15 protein-coding genes are annotated in these 16,265 nt (G+C 62.5%); 5 read left to right on the top strand and 10 right to left on the bottom strand.

Annotated features, from left to right (window positions below; translation table 11 throughout):
- The first annotated feature begins 39 nt into the window (after positions 1-39).
- Together FWD29_04975 and FWD29_04970 are read left to right on the top strand one after the other, a co-directional pair.
- Positions 40-264: a DUF3107 domain-containing protein gene (locus tag FWD29_04975; protein ID MCL2803287.1), complete on the top strand. Its 225-nt coding sequence runs from the start codon at positions 40-42 to the stop codon at positions 262-264.
- Positions 265-454: 190 nt separating this feature from the next.
- Positions 455-1,987: a DEAD/DEAH box helicase gene (locus tag FWD29_04970; protein ID MCL2803286.1), complete on the top strand. Its 1,533-nt coding sequence runs from the start codon at positions 455-457 to the stop codon at positions 1,985-1,987.
- Positions 1,988-2,121: 134 nt separating this feature from the next.
- Here FWD29_04970 and FWD29_04965 read toward each other — a convergent pair whose 3' ends face one another.
- The 3 genes from FWD29_04965 to FWD29_04955 all read right to left on the bottom strand — a co-directional run bounded on the left by FWD29_04965 (position 2,122) and on the right by FWD29_04955 (position 5,135).
- The gene (locus tag FWD29_04965) at positions 2,122-3,036 is read right to left on the bottom strand and encodes an AEC family transporter (protein ID MCL2803285.1); all 915 of its coding nucleotides are present in this window, start codon (positions 3,034-3,036) and stop codon (positions 2,122-2,124) included.
- Positions 3,036-3,887, bottom strand: a complete 852-nt coding sequence (locus tag FWD29_04960) for a PHP domain-containing protein (GenBank protein MCL2803284.1) — start codon at positions 3,885-3,887, stop codon at positions 3,036-3,038. Before FWD29_04960 ends, FWD29_04965 begins: the two co-directional genes overlap by 1 nt.
- Positions 3,888-3,989: 102 nt before the next feature.
- On the bottom strand, positions 3,990-5,135 hold the full coding sequence (locus FWD29_04955; GenBank protein MCL2803283.1) for a magnesium and cobalt transport protein CorA: 1,146 nt from the start codon (positions 5,133-5,135) through the stop codon (positions 3,990-3,992).
- Positions 5,136-5,567: 432 nt separating this feature from the next.
- Between FWD29_04955 and FWD29_04950 the strand changes: the two genes are divergently transcribed.
- Positions 5,568-7,100 (top strand): aminopeptidase P family protein, encoded by a 1,533-nt coding sequence (locus tag FWD29_04950; GenBank protein MCL2803282.1) that lies wholly within the window; start codon positions 5,568-5,570, stop codon positions 7,098-7,100.
- A 105-nt stretch (positions 7,101-7,205) separates the two neighbouring features.
- Positions 7,206-8,297, top strand: a complete 1,092-nt coding sequence (locus FWD29_04945; GenBank protein MCL2803281.1) for an Mrp/NBP35 family ATP-binding protein — start codon at positions 7,206-7,208, stop codon at positions 8,295-8,297.
- On the opposite strand, the gene FWD29_04940 is transcribed toward FWD29_04945, so the two are convergent.
- The 3 genes from FWD29_04940 to FWD29_04930 form a co-directional block, all read right to left on the bottom strand.
- Complete coding sequence (locus FWD29_04940) at positions 8,294-9,346, bottom strand: adenylate/guanylate cyclase domain-containing protein (GenBank protein ID MCL2803280.1); 1,053 nt, start codon at positions 9,344-9,346, stop codon at positions 8,294-8,296. The genes FWD29_04945 and FWD29_04940 overlap by 4 nt on opposite strands.
- 303 nt (positions 9,347-9,649) lie before the next feature.
- Positions 9,650-10,501 (bottom strand): biotin--[acetyl-CoA-carboxylase] ligase, encoded by an 852-nt coding sequence (locus tag FWD29_04935; GenBank protein MCL2803279.1) that lies wholly within the window; start codon positions 10,499-10,501, stop codon positions 9,650-9,652.
- A gap of 631 nt (positions 10,502-11,132) precedes the next feature.
- Positions 11,133-13,493, bottom strand: coding sequence for an HAD-IC family P-type ATPase (locus tag FWD29_04930; GenBank protein ID MCL2803278.1), 2,361 nt, complete (start codon positions 13,491-13,493; stop codon positions 11,133-11,135).
- Between the two features lie 99 nt (positions 13,494-13,592).
- On the opposite strand from FWD29_04930, the gene FWD29_04925 reads away from it, so the two are divergent.
- On the top strand, positions 13,593-14,201 hold the full coding sequence (locus FWD29_04925) for a hypothetical protein (GenBank protein MCL2803277.1): 609 nt from the start codon (positions 13,593-13,595) through the stop codon (positions 14,199-14,201).
- A 177-nt stretch (positions 14,202-14,378) separates the two neighbouring features.
- Here FWD29_04925 and FWD29_04920 read toward each other — a convergent pair whose 3' ends face one another.
- The 4 genes from FWD29_04920 to FWD29_04905 all read right to left on the bottom strand — a co-directional run bounded on the left by FWD29_04920 (position 14,379) and on the right by FWD29_04905 (position 15,943).
- Positions 14,379-14,828 (bottom strand): PIN domain-containing protein, encoded by a 450-nt coding sequence (locus tag FWD29_04920; GenBank protein MCL2803276.1) that lies wholly within the window; start codon positions 14,826-14,828, stop codon positions 14,379-14,381.
- Complete coding sequence (locus FWD29_04915) at positions 14,825-15,094, bottom strand: hypothetical protein (GenBank protein MCL2803275.1); 270 nt, start codon at positions 15,092-15,094, stop codon at positions 14,825-14,827. Before FWD29_04915 ends, FWD29_04920 begins: the two co-directional genes overlap by 4 nt.
- A 131-nt stretch (positions 15,095-15,225) precedes the next feature.
- Positions 15,226-15,759 (bottom strand): hypothetical protein, encoded by a 534-nt coding sequence (locus FWD29_04910; protein MCL2803274.1) that lies wholly within the window; start codon positions 15,757-15,759, stop codon positions 15,226-15,228.
- A gap of 1 nt (position 15,760) precedes the next feature.
- Complete coding sequence (locus FWD29_04905) at positions 15,761-15,943, bottom strand: hypothetical protein (protein MCL2803273.1); 183 nt, start codon at positions 15,941-15,943, stop codon at positions 15,761-15,763.
- Positions 15,944-16,265: the final 322 nt, after the last annotated feature.

The following is a 16,265-nucleotide window of genomic DNA, read 5'->3' as shown; positions in this document are numbered from 1 at the left end:
TGTTGTCCATCGCCCAGGCGCAGTCAGTAGGATCGCCCTGTGGAAATCACCATCGGGCTGCGTCAAGCTCAACGCGAACTGACCATCAAGTCGCCACCCGACCAAGATCAGATCAGAGCCAAAGTTGCCACCGCCATTGAACAGGGCAGCGGCCTGCTTGAACTGGCTGATCAGAACGGAGATACCCACCTGATTCCAGTCCGGGCCATCGCCTATGTCACCATTGGCAACAGCGCGCCACGCCGAGTCGGGTTTGGTTCCTGACCAGTTGCTGACCACCACGGACAGCCGCCTTCACTCGATCAGCGAACACCCGCCACCGCCAGGGCGGCTAGACTGGAGGCAAAACGACGGCTGACCGGCCGCAAGCGAGATGTAACCAGAGATTTGTGCGATCGGCTGCCACGGGACGCTACCTAGTCCACGTCCCGACCGATCTATAACTGGAGATATTTTGACTGCCACCTATGCGGCGCCGGTCGGCGAGACCTTTTTAGACCTGGGCGTTGACCAACGCATTGTCGACGCTTTGGCGAGCTACGACATCGTCCATCCCTTTCCCATCCAAGCTCTTACCCTGCCTGTCGCCCTAGCCGGCCACGACATTATTGGCCAGGCCAAAACCGGCACCGGCAAGACCCTCGGTTTCGGCATTCCGCTGCTGCAAAAGGCCGCCGGACCAGATGAAAGCGGTTGGAACGGGCTTGAAGCACCGGGCAAGCCACAAGCGGTCGTGATAGTGCCGACCCGCGAACTGGCCGTCCAAGTGGCCGGCGACCTTGAACTGGCCGCAACCAACCGCTCCGTCAGGGTGCTGCAGGTTTACGGCGGGCGGGCCTTCGAGCCGCAAATCGCCGCCTTGAACTCCGGGGTTGAGGTTGTAGTTGGCACACCAGGCAGAATGATCGACCTGATGCGCCAAGGCCGCCTCGATTTGGGCCACGTCACCACAGTGGTACTGGATGAGGCTGACGAGATGCTTGATATGGGTTTCTTGCCAAATGTCGAAACCCTGCTGGCGGCTATGCCGACTGAACGCCACACCATGTTGTTTAGCGCCACAATGCCCGGCCCGGTGGTGACAATGGCCCGGCGCTATATGGTCCAGGCCACCCACATCCGCGCCCAAGACCCAGAAGATGAAGGCGCCACCGTCAAAGACATTCACCAGGTCGCCTACCGGGTGCATTCGCTCAACAAGGTCGAGATCCTGGCCCGGCTCTTGCAGGCCAAGGACCGCGGCCGGACCATCATTTTCGCCAGGACCAAACGCACTGCCGCCAAAGTGGCGGACGACTTGGCCGGCCGGGGTTTCGCCGCCGCCTCGATCCATGGAGACCTTGGTCAAGGCGCCCGCGAACAGGCCCTGCGAGCCTTCCGCAAAGGCAAGGTTGACGTGCTGGTGGCGACCGATGTGGCTGCCCGGGGCATCGATGTCGACGATGTCACCCACGTCATCAATTTCCAGTGCCCGGAGGATGACAAGATCTACCTGCACCGTACCGGGCGCACCGGACGGGCTGGCAACAAAGGCACCGCCATAACCTTCGTCGACTGGGATGAGATGCCGCGCTGGGGTCTTATCAATAAGGCCCTTGACCTTGGCATTTCCGAACCGCCAGAGACCTACCACACATCTGACCACCTCTATTCAGACCTGGACATAGACGCCTCAGCTGGTAGCTTCCTGCCCAAGGCGCAGCGAACCCTAGCCGGCCTGGCGGCAGAGGAGGTCGAAGATCTGGGTGAAACCGGAAAGCGTCGCTTCGATGGCCGGTCCAAAGCCAGGTCGCGGGCCAGCGGTTCCGCCCCCCGGACGCATGACCCCAAGCGTCGCCAAGGCGGGGGCAAAAGCCGGCAGGGCGCTCAGGGTGGCCAGGCCAAGGACCGTCCGTTGCCCGATGCCGAGTCGCCAGTTCGCCGGCAACGCTCCAGGCGCCGTACCCGAGGGGGCAAACCAGTCGCGCCTAGTTCGCCGCGCGGCTAGTCGTGTGGCCTAGGGGACTGGTGTTCAACACCAGTCCCCTAGGCCACTAACTGTGCTTGCCACCGCGTTTTCGCAGGTGGCGCTCGCGCCACCTTGCGTGCAAGGCGGCCGGGGCGTGGTTATTCACCACGCCCCTAGGGCCAAATCTGTATTAGCCAGTAGATTCCGGGCAAGGTCAGGAACATCATGGCGTTGGACTGGACCACACTTTGGGCGCAGAAACGGTAGGCCCGGCCGCTGCGGGCTGCCAGCATCACGGTCATAGTGCCACAGGGCATGGCGAACAAGATGGTGGCCGAATTGACCGCCAAAGTGTCCAGCCCCAAAAGCCGGCCTGCCACCAACACCAGCACCGGCCAAAACAGCAGCCTCATGCCGCCAGCCAGGTAGCCAAAGGGATTCCTGATCAGCTCGCCCAGGTAAGACTCAGCCAACCCAAACCCAACAATCATCATGGCGATCGGCGCCATGGCCCCACCCAACATGGCGAAGGCCGAGCCAAAGGCGTCCGGCACCGGCAGCCGGCCAAAAAAGATCACCACCGCCACGACACAGGCAATCACCACCGGCGAGGTCACTATGGTCTTCAGCTTGAAGCCGACCGAGCCCATGTAGTTTTCGGCGAAGGTGAAGAAAAACAGGTTGAAGACCAAATTGGCCACCACCGCGCAGAGCAACCCGGCCGCCCCGAACAGCTCGGCCACAATCGGCATACCAATGAAGGTCATATTAGGGAAGGTTGAAAGGCAGACCAAAGCCCGGCGTTCTGCCACCTCCATTGGCGTCATCCGGGAGACGGCCACACCTAGGGCCACTGCCAGGACAAAGTAGGTCACCGAAACCGCCAGCGTGGTGTACAGCGAGGAGGCCAGCTCAGCCTGGTAGGGGCGAGTGGCTGCGGCCACAATGGCGAACGGCGCGATCACGCTCAGCAGCAGTTTGCCCAGATCCTGGGCCAGCTCGGCCGTGACGAAGCCCTTTCGGCGCAGCCCAAACCCCAACAGTCCAGCTAGGACAACTTTGACGCCAACGCCAGCCAGCGCGCCCACTAGATTTTGTCGGCCCCCGCCGGACCAAGCTCGCCTTGAGCCACGATCTCTAACAGAACCTCCAGTGGAGTGGTGTTTTCGCCCAGCCGGTTAGCCTTGCCTTCGCCGTGATAGTCAGAGCTGCCGGTTACCAGCAGGTCGAGCTGCTCGGCCAGGGCCAACAACCGGGCCCGCTGCGGCGCGGGGTTGTCGCGGTGATAGACCTCGAGCCCGGCCAGGCCGGCCTCGGCCATTTCCATAATGGCCTGGTCTCCCACTAGGCGCTGGCGGTGAATTGCTCCGGGATGGGCAAAGACGGGCACGCCACCGGCGGCCCGGATAATCTCAACCATGACTATGGCATCGGAGGAATAATGCCGCACGCAATAGGGACTGCGGGAGTGCAGGATCTCTTTGAAAGCGGCCGTCCGGTTTGGCGCCACACCAGCGGCAACTAGGGCGTCGGCCACATGCGGGCGGCCAACGGCGGCCCCCGGCCCGGTCTGTGCCACCACGTCCTCCCAGGTGATGGGGAAATCCTGGGCCACCATTTCGACCATCACCCTGGCTCGGTCCAGCCTGGCCTGACGCACCCGGTGGAGTTCTTCGACCAGCGGCGGGAAGGCCGGTTCATGCAGGTAGGACAGCATATGAACGGCCACACCCTGCCACAGGCAGGTAAACTCGGCCCCCCGGATGAGGCAAACTCCCGACCTCGACGCGGTCCGCACGGCATCATCCCAGCCGGCCGAGGAGTCGTGGTCGGTCAGAGCGACCACATCCAGTTCCGCCTCCGCCGCCTTCCTGACAAGCTGTATTGGCGTGTCGGTACCGTCCGAGACGGTCGAGTGGGCGTGGAGGTCGATTTTCACAAGGTTAAGTGTGACAGGTTTGCCCGATGCTGAGTGCCCCAGTTGTGTAGGCGAAGCCACCTTTTTTGCCCCCGACAGAGGGCCGGCCGGATTGACAGCCCGTTACAACCAGTCTTTGCGCTTGAACAGGAAGAACAACAGCCCGGCCGAGACCAGCATCATACTGACGGCGAATGGGTAACCCATAATCCAGTCCAGCTCTGGCATACGCTTGAAGTTCATGCCATAAACGCCGGTGATGACGGTCGGGGTGAAGATTATGGCGGCCCAAGCCGAGATGCGTCGCATCTGCTCGTTCTCGGCCTTGGATTGCTCCGCCAAGTGTTTCATCTCTTCGTTCTGGCGCTGGGCCACCAAAGTGGCGTTGACAGTCAGAATGTCGCGCAGCGAATGGTGGAAGGCGTCGGTTCGTTCCCTGACTTCCGTGACGTGATCAGCCACGTCACGCAGGTATGACTGCAGTTCGGGGGCGACGTGGTACTTGGCGAAGCCAGCCGAAAGGTCGGTTAGGATTCGTCCGGTTGACCTGACAGCGCGGCCAAAATCGGCCACCTCTTGGGATAGCTCGTAGATGCGTCGTGAGACATCCGCGTCGCCTCTGAACACCTGGAACTCGATCTCATCAATGTCATTGTCTAGGCCGTGGTAAACCGGCACGTACTGGTCCACGACCGCGTCCATGACGGCGTACATAACTGATTCTGGCCCGGTCGAAAGCAAGTCGGGCTCGGACTCCAGGCGCCGGCGCACACTGCCCAATTCGGGGTTCTCGCCATGACGGATCGTGACGACATAATCGCGGCCCAGCACCACGTGAAGCTCGCCAAATTCGACTTCTTCTTCGGCGTTGAGGTAGCGCGCCGGGTGCAACACCACCAGCAGCGTCGAGTCGTAACGCTCCAGTTTGGGCCTTTGATGGGCTTGGATAACGTCTTCGACTAGCAGTTCGTGCAGATGGGCGTGCTCTGCCAGGGTGCCGATGGTCTCGGCACTGGGTCGGTAAAGGCCAATCCAAGCCATGGCGCCGGGGTTGTCGCGTAGCTGGCCAAAAGTCTCTGACAGCGAGCCGGTTGTGGCCACACGCTCACCGTCCTGGTAGATGGCGGCGGTGACCAGTGATTCAGCCTCGCTGCGAGCCTTGGCGGCGGGCGGCGGATCGGCTGGCGCAGGCGGGTCTGGCTTTCGTTCTGCAACCCCGTTGGTGCGGGATTCCCGGTTGGTTTGACGGATTCCAGGAACAATGCGCATAGTCGCCTCCCCTCGCTTGTCTACCAAAGGACTGTCTCGCTAACCGCGCTCAAACTCGTCTGCGGCCAACAGGCAGACCTGCAAACCCGGACCAGCCCAGCGCGGCTGACAGTGGTTGGAGCCCAGGCGGGCACCAGCGCCAACCCTACCAACAACCCCGGCCAGCCTTCCTAGTTCCGCCAGTCCGGGCTTTGGTTTGGGGCCGGGGCGGCGCGCAGTTGTGGTCACGCGCCGTGACTTGGGGCGATGCCAGCATCGCCAAAGTCACATGCCCGGAGCCAATCCCTGACAACAACCCTGGCCCCGCCCCTCAGTTGGCACAACGCCCAGACTCGTGAGGTTGGGGTTTGGCACGATGCTGGACCCAGAACTCGGTTTTGGGCAGATGTCGCCGGGCTTGGGCTAGCCCAGCGAAGGTGACACCATTAGGGCATGGACGACCAGCCAATCACCGAGCGCGTCGCCAACCGGTCGATCAAACCGACCTCGAAGGCCTTCCGCGAGTTCATGACCAAGGACTGGGGCCAGGCCCCGGTTGAACCGGAACTCACTCGCCGCCTCGAAGGGGCTGGCGCCGCCGCCGCCCGCCGCCAGGCGCTGGGCAACGTTTTCCCAGGCGATCGGCTGGTTTTTCCGGCCGGCAAGCCCAAAGCCCGCTCCAATGACACCGACTACCGCTTCCGCCCAAACACGGCCTTTGCCCACCTGACCGCCTTGGGTTTGAACCACGAGGCCGAGGCCGTGCTGGTGCTCGAACCAGTCGAGGAGACCGAAGCTGCCCTGGGCGCCGGCCAACCCACCCATGAGGCCGTGCTGTATTTGAGCCCTCCCGGCACCAAGGACACAGCCGAGTTCTACGCTGACGCCGCCCGCGGCGAATTCTGGGTGGGCCGGCGGCCCTCGCTGGACCAAATGGCCACCGTCACTTCCATCCGCACGGCCCACCTCGATACCCTGCCTGACGCTCTGGCCAAAGACGCCGGCATGGTCCAGTTGCGTGTCATCGCCCATGCCGAGGCCCAGGTCACCGAGCTGGTCCAAAAGATCAGGGCGGAAGCAGGCTGTGCCGTGGCGCCCGGCGACGACCCCGCCACCAACCCCGACGCCGCCCTAGCCGAAGCGGCGGCCGAAGCTCGGCTGATCAAGGATGAATACGGCATCGGCCAAATGAAAAAAGCCATCGCCGCCACCATCAAAGGCTTTGAAGAGGTGGTCAAAGCCCTGCCCCAAGCCGTCGCCGCCGAGCGCGGCGAAAGGGTGATCGAAGCCACCTTTGAGGCCGGCGCCCGCATAGGTGGCAACGGCGTCGGTTATGAGACCATTGCCGCCGCCGGAAGTCATGCCACCACGCTGCATTGGACCGACAACACCGGCCCGGTCAGACCCGGTGACCTGCTGCTACTTGACGCCGGCGTCGAGGTCGACTCGCTTTACACGGCCGATCTGACCCGTACTATCCCGGTTAGTGGCCGCTACTCTGCGACCCAGCGGCGCGTCTGGCAGGCCGTGGTTGAAGCGGCCGATGCCGCCTTCGCCGCCGCCGTGCCTGGCAACTTGTTCCGCGATGTGCATGAAGCTGCCATGCAAGTCATCGCCGAACGCCTGGAGGAATGGGGCTTGCTACCGGTGACAGCGGCCGAGGCCCTCGCGGCGGAGGGTCAACAGCACCGCCGCTGGATGGTCCACGGCACCTCTCACCACCTGGGGCTCGACGTCCACGATTGCGCCCAGGCGCGCAAGGAGCTCTACGTTGACGGCCGGCTGGAGCCAGGCATGATCTTCACCATTGAGCCTGGCCTCTACTTCAAGCCGGAAGACCTGGCCATCCCGGCCGAATACCGCGGCATTGGCGTGCGCTGCGAGGACGATATCCTCATCACCGCCGCCGGGCCGGTCAACCTCTCGGCCGCTTTGCCACGCAGCGCCGATGCCATCGAAGCCTGGATAGCCCAGCTGGCCGCCTAACATCTAGCCGTCTGGCAGCGCATCTGCCAGGCCCGGCGGTCTGGCAGTGCATCTGCCGGGCCCGGCCGGCGGTTCGGCGGCGCGGCCAGACTAGACTGACAAACCGTGTCTACACCCACCGTTGAATCTGTCACGGCCGCCCTGGCCAAGGTCATCGATCCTGAGATCCGCCAGCCCATTACTGAGCTGGGCATGGTCCGCTCCATCGAGGTAGGCGAGGCCGGCGCCGTCAGCGTCGAAATCGCCCTGACCGTGGCCGGCTGCCCCATGCGCAAGCAGATCGAACGTGATGTCAAAACCGCGATTGCTCAGGTGGGTGGCGTCGGCTTGGTCACGCTGAAAATGGGTGTGATGTCCGATGACGAAAGGCAGGCCCTGCAGGAAAAGCTGCGTGGGCAGGCTCCGGAGATTCCTTTCAACGATCCAGAAAGCAAAACCCGGGTTTTCGCCATCGCCAGCGGCAAAGGCGGGGTCGGCAAGAGTTCGCTGGCGGCCAACTTGGCTTTGGCCCTGGCCGCCAAAGGCCTCGAAGTGGGCGTATTGGATGCCGACATTTACGGTTACTCGATGCCGCGCATGATGGGCGTGACGGCCGAGCCGATGCAAATGGAAAACATGATTTTGCCGCCGGTGGCCAGCGGGGTGAGAGTCTTTTCGATGGGCATGTTGGTACCGCCGGGCCGGCCAGTGGTTTGGCGCGGCCCAGTCCTGCACCGGGCCTTGACCCAGTTCATGACCGACGTTTACTGGGGTGATCTCGACATTCTCCTAATCGACCTGCCGCCTGGTACCGGTGACGTGCCGCTATCGATCGCCCAGTTGATCCCCGGATCGGAGATCATCGTTGTGACCACGCCCCAAGCCGCCGCCGCCGAGGTGGCACAACGGGCCGGTGCCATGGCGCTGCAAACCAAACAGCCCATTGTCGGGGTGGTGGAAAACATGAGCTGGCTGGCCCAGCCGGACGGCTCGAAGTTGGAACTCTTTGGCACCGGCGGTGGCCAGCAGGTCGCCGCCAATTTGACCCAGTCGTTGGGGCAGCCAGTCGATCTACTGGGCCAAATCCCGCTCGACATTGCGATTCGCCAAGGCGGGGACGAAGGCAAACCGGTGGTCCAAAGCCATCCGGGCTCGCCGGCATCGGCCGCCTATGGCGCGGTGGCGGACAACCTGGCCAAACGAATCGGCTCTGCCTAAGAGGCCGCGTGCCTCAGCCAGAAAGGCTTGACCAGGCCCACACCGGCCAGCTCGACCGGCTCGCACGGCTGAAGTTGCAGGTCAACCTCGTCGTTTAGGACAACCGCGGTGGCTTGGTCAACCACCACCTGGCGTGGCCCGGCCAAATCCGCCAGCCGTGAGGCCAGGTTAACCGGCGGCCCAAAAAGATCACCGAAACGGCCCAGCACCCGGCCCCAAGCCAGGCCAACGTGAGCCGGGGGCGTGCGGCCGTCGGCCCCGATGTCCCGGGCCAAGTCCAAGGCAATCTGGGCCGCCCTAACTGGTTCGTCAGTGGCGAACATGATGCCGTCGCCCATTTCCTTGACCACCCGGCCACCGCCGCGGGTGACAATGTCACGGCCCTGAACCATGAAGTCGCCCACCAAAGCCTCAAGGGCGGCGGCGTCCAGGTCGTGGGAGATGGTCGAATAGCCCACTAGGTCGGCGAAACCAATGGCACGTTCTAAGGGCAGATCGCCCCCTGACCGGTCGACTGCTTCCCCGGGGCCGCCTTCGCCGGCTTCGAGGGCCAGACCTGCACCCATGAACCGGATAATCGAGGAAAGATGACGCCGCCAGGCGTAGACCATCTGGGGTTCAAAAATATCGGCCAGGTCGCTGATCCGGTCCAAGACCACCAACCGGGCGCTGAGATCATCCAGTTCAAAGCGCGCGGCCGCATCAGCTACCAAGCTTTCGATCTGCCACCAGGCCAGTCGCTCGGACGTGTGGGAAAAGGCCCGGAGCAGGGCGGTTTCGGTTTCCCGGCCCAGCACGCCGTAGTCGACCACCTCGGTCGCGGCGATTAGCGCGTCTACGTCTGCTGAGGTGAAATACTCGGCCTCCTCCGGTGGCAGCGCCATACCCATGGCGGCCCAAAACGCCGCGATCCGCTCGCGGGACACGCCGGCCTGATCAGCCACCTGGCCGAGCGTCAGTAAGGTCGGGGCACCAGCAATGGTCGACGCCCTGTCTTCCGCCGTCGAGTATTCGCCTGGGGCCGCGGACCGGGGGTCCTCTTGGGCCACGCAGTACACCCTAGGTGATGGCGGTCAATTTGGCAGGGCGCGGCATGCTTCAGGGTTGATGCCCGCATAGCGGGGCCCGTGCCTCAAAGACAAGTGCCCGCCAAAGGTTGTGGACCTGCTGCAAGTGGCGGTGGTCACCTGGGACTAGGCCCGTCACGACTTCCGGTTCTGGCTACCTGGGACTAGGCGCGGCATGCTTCAGGGTTGATGCCCGCGTAGCGGGGGCCCGTGCCTCAAAGATAAGTGCCCGCCAAAGGTTGTGGACCTGCTGCAAGTGGCGGTGGTCACCTGGGACTAGGCCCGTCACGCCTTTCGACTTAGGCTACCTGGACGCAGATGCGTCACCTCGCCGGCATCGAGGCTGGCGAGCCGCCCGCTGTCTAGGCGCAAACTCAACCGGCCAGCCTGGTCGAGGTCAATAGCGGTGCCCGTCAGAGTCCTGCCTCCAAGCAGACTAGCCATGACGACTTGCCCCAAAGTACTCATGTGAGGCCGGACCTGGTCAATCAGGCTGGCCGGGCGAGCCCGCCAGGTTCGGTAGTGCCGGCCAAAGCCCTCAAGGATAGAAATCGCCAGCTCGGTCCGGTTGGTTTGGTAGCCCTCAAGCCGCAGCGAAGTGGCGGCTTGGCTAGGCAACTCACTTTGGCTTTGGTGGACGTTCAGCCCCAACCCAACGACGATCCTGCCATCTGCGCCAACCTGGGCCAGGATTCCGCCCAGTTTCTTGTGGCCAATTATCAAGTCATTGGGCCACTTGATCGACAGGTGGCGGTCTTGGGTGACCGGCCTCGGGCCAAGTGGCGAGACAAGTCTTGGCGGGCCGGTTTCGTTAATGGCCTCAAGTGCGGCCAGGGCCATGGCCAAAGTCAGCTGCGGGCCACCCACCCGCGGGCGGACCAACACCGAAAGCAGTAGCGCGCGCAGGGGCGGGGCCTGCCAGGTCCGCGTGGCCCCAATTGGACCGGCTTCGAGCCGGCCGCGTCCTTGGGTCTGGTGCTCGGCCAATAGGGCTGTCATGTGGCCCGGACTAGGCGCGGACAGTAGCTGGGCGTTGGTCGAATCGATCTGGTCCACCACGCTGATGGCGTGGTATTGCCCGCCGGCCACAAGGGCAGCTTCAAGGCGTTTTTGGTCCAAGAAGTCTGTCTGTTTCACCGGGCAGCATGCTAGCCCAGGCGGCTGGAGCGGCTTGGGCATGGCTTAACCGGAGCCAGACGGCCTGCTAGCCCGGGCGCCCGATCCTTTGCCCCGACCTGTATCAAGCCGACCGGTGTCCAGGTGGTCTTTGGGACTGGGTATTGCCCGGGCCAAAACTAAGGATGGCCCGGGCCGTAACGATCAGGCGTCGCGACCCGGGCCACCAACCCGAAGACGGGACCGGGTTGACAGTCAGCTACAACGCCTGGGCTCTCGGATTATTCCCACAGCGAAGAACCGCCCCAATTCCGCGACTCCGAGGAACGTCACCACCACCGAGTCTGACGACTCCAAGCTTCGGCTGGTCCCAGGCTGACTGCCGGGCAGCCCACTGACGAACCGCCGCTGGATCGAATGTGGCTGTTACAACATTTCGCCCAATCGTGTGGCGTCGTTACACCGTTTGGATCTTTCAGGCGAACCAGCCACCTGTGCCATTGCCCAAGTCTTGATCGCCGAAACGGTGTAACGACGCCGCACGATGAGAGGTTTTAGTGAAACGACACCAAACGTCACCCGCAGCGGCCTAGAAGCACAATCCCTGGCTGACTTGGCACAGCCAAACAGCGGATTGGCCAGTTTTGGCGACTCAAGGCCTAGTCAGGCGCCAGACCACTTCGACCAGCCCGGCGCCAATGGCACCAACCAGAACCGCCACCGGCACGGCCTGCCACTTGACCGCAAAGTGGAACAACTCCGCCAACCAGGGCACCGTCACCATCATTATGTACAGACCGGCCACCGCCGCAATCAGCGCCACTTTCCAAGGACGCAGCGGCCGGGCCAAGCAAAACAGCACCCACCAACCGACAATTACCAGCACAATCGAGGTCGATGTGCCAGCCTCGACGGTGCTGACCTCAGATTTCTGAATCAGCGTGTAGTTCACCATCATGGCGGCAGCACAGATCACCCCCACCGGGATGGCGAACTCCAAGACCCGTTTCAAGAAGCCCGGCTGGTAGATCCGGCTGTTAGGTCCAAGGGCCAAGAAGAAAGCCGGAATACCGATCGTCAGTGCTGATATGACTGTCATCTGGCTGGGCTGATAGGGGTAGGCGAAACCCGCCACCGTCACCGCCAGAGCCATGGCCAGTGAATAGACGTTCTTGATCAGGAACAGGTTGGCGACTCGTTCAATATTGGCGATGACCCGCCGGCCCTCTGCCAAGACCTTAGGTAGATGGGAGAACTTGTTGTCCAGCAGAACCAACTCGGCCACGGCCTTGGTGGCGGCCGCCCCGGAGTTCATGGCGATGCCAATATCGGCGTCTTTCAAAGCCAAGGCGTCGTTGACGCCGTCACCGGTCATGGCCACGACCCGGCCCTGAGCCTGCAGGCACTGGGCGATTTGCCGTTTCTGTTCAGGTTGGACCCGGCCAAACACAGCGCAACGGTTGACGATCTCCTCAAGGTCGGGGCCGGCATCGGGCAAATCACGGGCATCAAAGGCCACGGCCTGACCTTGCCCCACACCGACCTGGCGCGCCACCGCCGCCACAGTTAGCGGCGAGTCGCCAGAGATGATCTTGATGTCGACGCCCTGCTGGGCGAAATAGCCCAGAGTCTCACCGGCGTCCGGCCTAATCCGCTCGCTCAGAACAATTAGCGCCTGGCAGCGCATCTGGGGAGGCAGGGTTTGGCCGGCCAGTGGGCCAGTGCCGGACATCAGCGCCAGCACACGCTTACCCTGGGCGGCGGTTTCCTTGGCTTTGACGAAGTGCCGGTCGGTGGGGCTGGCGGCAAACAGGATCTCTGGTGCGCCCATAACCCAGGTCGTTTTGCTGGTGGTGATGGCGCTCCATTTGCGGGCCGAACTGAAAGGCACCTCCCCGCTGACCTCGAACGGCTCGGTGTTAGGGAAAGCTTCCAAAATGGCTAGATTGGTCGGGTTGGCCGAGCGGCTGGCCAGAGTCACCAAGACCTGGTCAAGGCGGTCTTTGGCTTGGTCATTTGCCTCTACCTCGGCCATGGCCTCGAAGCGGATGCTGCCTTCGGTCAGGGTGCCAGTCTTGTCGAGCAGCAGTGTGTCGACCCGGGCCAGGCCCTCAACCGCCGGCATTTGCTGGACCAGGACCTGGCGGCGGGTCAGCGCCACGGCCGCCAGCATGAAAGCCATCGACGTCAGCAACACCAGGCCTTCGGGGATCATGCCAACGATGGCCGCAGTCGCCTTGACCACGGCTTGGCGCCAATTGTCGGTGCTGATCCGCAATTGGCCCCAAATCAGCACTGGCGCTACAACAATTAGCATCCAGGAAATCCACTTCAGCAACCGGTTAGTTGAGTGAAGCAACTCGGATTTGGCCTGCCTAAAGCGTTTGGCGTGGGCGGCAATCTTGTATGAATAGGAATCGGCGCCAACGGCGGTGACGTGGATATGCCCGCTGCCGGCCACGACAATCGAACCGCTCAACACCTGCTCGTTGACCGCTTTGACCACTGGGTCAGATTCGCCGGTTAGCAGGCTTTCATCGATTTCCAGCTCGCGCGACTCGATGACCTGGCCATCTGCCACAACTTGGTCGCCCAAGGTCAGCTTGAGGGTGTCACCCAGGACCACCTGTTCGACCGCGACCTCCTGGGCCTGGCCGTCGCGGACAACTGTGGCCCTTGGCGCATTGAGGATGGCTAGTCGGTCCAATTTGCGTTTGGCTCGCAACTCCTGGAATATGCCAATGCCGGAGTTGAATACCATGACCATGCCGAAAAGTGCATTCATGAACCCCCGGTCAACGACGATCACCACAGCGGCCAATGACAGCAGCAGTGCGTTGAAGGGCGTGAAAATGTTGGCCCGCCAAATGTCTGCGGCAGATCTGCTCGAGCCTCCTGGTGTGGCGTTGACCTGACCGGCGGCGACACGCTGGGCTACCTCAGCGCTGCTCAGGCCGGCGACAGGCTGGGTCGCCTCAGCGCTGCTCAGGCCTTGGGCAGGCTGGTTGGACACGCCGCAAGGCTACCAATCAGGCCTAGTCAGTGGTGGACAGGCCGAATTGACGCGCCGCAAGGCTACCGATGAGGCCAAATCAGCGGTTAGCTATCTCCTGTGGTTCTAAGGGCCGGGCTTCGCCTGACATGGTTGCTGCTCGGGTTGTTCGCCTTCGGCATCGCCATTGCCGCCATGATTCAAGCCTCGATTGGGATCCCGCCATGGGATGTGCTGGCCCAAGGCCTGTCTAGAACCACCGGGATGTCCTTTGGCCTGGTGACAAACTTGATTGGCCTGGTGGTGCTGCTCTTTTGGATACCACTGCGGCAAAGGGCCGGAGTCGGCACGGTCATAAATGTGCTCCTGGTGGGGCCAGCTGCTGAGTTTGGCCTGCACGTCATCCCCCAACCTGACCACCTGTTGTGGCAGATCCTGCTCTTTACCGGCGGGTTGTTGCTACTGGCTTGCACCACCGCGATCTACCTGGCGCCGCAGCTGGGACCTGGACCGCGCGACGGGTTGATGACGGGCTTGCACGGGCGCACCGGCTGGCCAATTTGGGCGATTCGCGCGGGGATAGAAATCACCGTACTCATCATTGGCTATGTGTTGGGCGGCCAGGTCGGGGCCGGCACTCTGGCCCAGGCGTTACTGATTGGACCGCTGGTTCACCAAACCCTGCCGTTCTTCGAGCGCATCTACGCCTCGACGATTGATCGCTCCTGAGACCTGGCTGACCGGGCTAGTTGCGTCGGGGCCCGTTGCCTGCACTCAGGTTCGAACCGAACAATCCAGCGCCGTCCATGGCGATCTCTGTGCCACTAGCGGCGTTATCGGGGTGGGGCTGGGATTGAGAATTGGGGCTCGAGAAAAACGGAGGCCGGAGCTGCGGTCGATTGCCACTCAGGATTTATCCGCTCCCAATAGGGCCGCCGGGTTGGTCCAGGTCAGGCCTTCGAAGCGAGCAAAGTCAGTGTCAAAGCTGACCAGCTCGGCCCCAACTTCCAGCGCCAAGGCTGCCAGGTAGGCATCATTGACGGTGTTGCCACCAACCCCGCTCTGTTTCAGCGCCTGGCGCAGCCGGGGCAAGACCCCGCCGCTAGCGATGTCCGTACGCACAGCGGGGGCGGCCAGCCACCGCTCCACCACGTCCAACGCCTGATCGACGGTGAGGGGTCGTTCGTAAAGCCGAGGGTTGGTAGTGATGCGAACAAAGGCCAGCAGGCAAAGCCAGGGCAAGACGACCGGTTCGGGACTCGACAAGGCCTGGTCCATCCACCGGCGGGCTTTGCTGTGGTGCTGACCATCTGAATCAATCGAATAGACCAGCACGTTTGCGTCGACCAGTTTCACTTGCCCATCTCACGTTTCTTGGCCAGTTCGATGTCCTCAAGCAAACCGGCCAGGGCGAGAGCTTTGTTTTGGTCATAGTCGAGCCCCAAACCAACTGGATTGAACTTGCCCAAGGAGTAGGTCTGGCTATGAAAGGGCCTGGTTTGCCCTGGAGCCAGCGCACTTACGATCGCCTCGTTGACGACGTCCTTGAACGACCTGCCTTGGGCCATGGCCGCCCTGACCCGGGCCTCAGCCTCCGGCGTCAGAGTTACGGTTGTGCGCATGAAGGAATACTACATCACGCCATCACAAGAGACTGCATCATGATGTGATAGCCCTGCGGCTGACCCGCCCGAGGCGCCGTAGCATGATCGTCGTGGCGCTTTGACTGCGCTGTTTGCCCGTCCACATCCTGTCAACAATTCCATTTGAGCTTGGCCGGGCTTGGTTCGTTCTCCACCGCGACCGCAAGCAGGGCGTTGGTGTAGTCGAGGCAAACCTCCTCGGCAATCTCGGCATAGGCCTCACCGCTGGCATCGAGCCCCAGCCGGTCGTAGGCCACCGCCGCGGCGGCATAGAAGAACAAGCCCAGCGAATGCGTCAAGGTGTGGACCACCGCCGAGCCTTGCCCAACACCCCTGGCGGCTGCTTGGGCGATCGGTTTGGCGTCAAGTTCGCGAGCCGCCGCGTGGCATTGATTCAGAATGATGTCCTTAACTGCGGGGAACTTGACCTTGCCGTCGAGATAGTCGTGTGCGGCGCCGATGGCGTTTCGCGGCCGGGCATCGTCCGGACAGTGCTTCTCAAAGATCGGCAAAACCTTGTCTTCGGCGTAGTCGAGACACCACTTCCGGATGGTGTCCTTGCTCTGCGTGTCAATCAATTCTCTCAACGCGACGGTTGACGGCGCATTGACGTCACCCAGCATTTTCCGCAGCTTTTTCGCCATGTCAGACTTCCTCAATTGCCCTGGTGATCAGCGCCGACGCGATCCGAAATGCCTCGATTCGGTTTCTAGTGAGAGAATGCTGCGGAGTGCCCTCTTTGAGCTTTTCCTGCACCTTTTCACATTTGCTCATCGCCGAGACAATGGCCCGCAGCGCTTGTTCCAATTCCTCCCTGGTGAAATCCATCTCCAAGCACCCCAACCTCGACGTTTTTGTCCGCTCATCGTAGTGGAAGAGGCCGCCGCCAGAAGCGCCCGCTACTTATGCTCGTCGGTCCTTCAGGCCTCGTCAACAGGCATCAATCGGCTCGGAAATCGGAAGCAAGCTTCCATTTCGCTCACCTCATCTGTCAGTGCGCCTCGGCCTGTCTTACTCACACAAGTCATAGACCGACAGGCCGGCGGCGTGGCGGGCTCGGCGCAGATTGAGGTCAGGGTAGGAAAAACACAGCGTCTAGTCGTCGCTGAGCAATTCCCCAGCCGGTACGCCCAGTGCCCGCGCCAGTGCC

It is taken from the genome of Micrococcales bacterium (assembly GCA_009784895.1).
Lineage (GTDB): Bacteria > Actinomycetota > Actinomycetes > Actinomycetales > WQXJ01 > WQXJ01.
The sequence above is the reverse complement of the archived record's forward strand: the minus strand, read 5'-3'. Positions and strand labels throughout refer to the sequence as shown.